This is a genomic window from Stenotrophomonas sp. NPDC077420, assembly GCF_044543385.1.
GTDB lineage: Bacteria > Pseudomonadota > Gammaproteobacteria > Xanthomonadales > Xanthomonadaceae > Stenotrophomonas.
The window spans coordinates 1-1036 of record NZ_JBITVZ010000046.1 but is presented as its reverse complement, the minus strand read 5'-3'; the positions used below and the strand labels follow the sequence as shown (position 1 = coordinate 1036).

1 protein-coding gene and 1 pseudogene are annotated in these 1036 nt (G+C 64.8%); both read right to left on the bottom strand.

Going from position 1 to position 1036, the window contains the following annotated elements:
- Positions 1-134: pseudogene (locus tag ACIGII_RS19545) on the bottom strand (flagellin); the annotation flags it as partial.
- A gap of 79 nt (positions 135-213) precedes the next feature.
- The coding region (locus ACIGII_RS19540; RefSeq protein WP_399657663.1) for a flagellin at positions 214-1036 on the bottom strand (823 nt) is incomplete at its 5' end.

Here is a 1036-nt window from a genome sequence, read left to right as displayed (position 1 = left end):
GCGTCGTCCTTGGCGCTGTTGATGCGCGAACCCGACGACAGGCGCTGGATGGTGGTGGCCAGGGAGCTGCCGCTGGTGCTCAGGTTGCGCTGAGCGTTGAGCGACATCGTATTGGTGTTGATCACTTGTGCCATGGGTATTCCTTCGGTAAAGCATGAAACGTGCGGCGGTGAAAGCGGCGCCGGTTTCCCGGCGCCTTCGGGTCAGACGCGATCAGCGCAGCAGGCTGAGCACGTTCTGCGGCACCTGGTTGGCCTGGGCCAGCATGGCCGTACCGGCCTGCTGCAGGATCTGGGTGCGGGTCAGCTCTGCGGTTTCCTTGGCAAAGTCCGTGTCCTTGATGCGGCTGCGCGAGGCGGACAGGTTTTCGGTGGAGGTCTGCAGGTTGGCGACGACCGAGGTGAAGCGGTTCTGCACGGCGCCCAGGTCGGCGCGGGTGCTGTTGATCGCACCCAGGGCCTTGTCGACGATCTCCAGCGCCTGCTGAGCACCCTTGACGCTGTCGATGTTCACATCGCTCAGCATCTTGCCGGCCGGTGCCGGGGTGGTCGCGGTCGGTGCAGTCGAATTGAAGCCGGTGATGCCCGCGCTGGTGCCGGCGGTCACGGTCATCGCGGTGAAGGCACCGGCCGAGTTGACGCTTTCCTTGACCGAGGTCAGGTTGATCTTGCCGGCGGTCGCATCGACTTCGGCCAGCACGCCGGTTTCGCCGATCTTGGCGTTGATCGCGGTGGTGACCGCAGCCACCAGGGCCTTCTGGTCATCGGCCTGCACGCCGGTCGAGACCACTTCAACCTTGTCGATCGACACGGCTGCGGCCAGGCTGCCTCCACCGATCTTCAGGCCATCGAAGGAAATCGTGGTGCCCTTGTTGGCGGCGGTCACGGTGCCGGCAGCAATGGTGATCGAGTTGGCGTCGAAGGTGGCGTTGCCCAGGGCGTTGGCCTTGGCATTGACCACCTTGTCGATGGCGATGGCCTGGCCTGCGTTGGCACCGACCTGGAACAGCTGGCTGGAGAACGAACCGTCCAGCAGC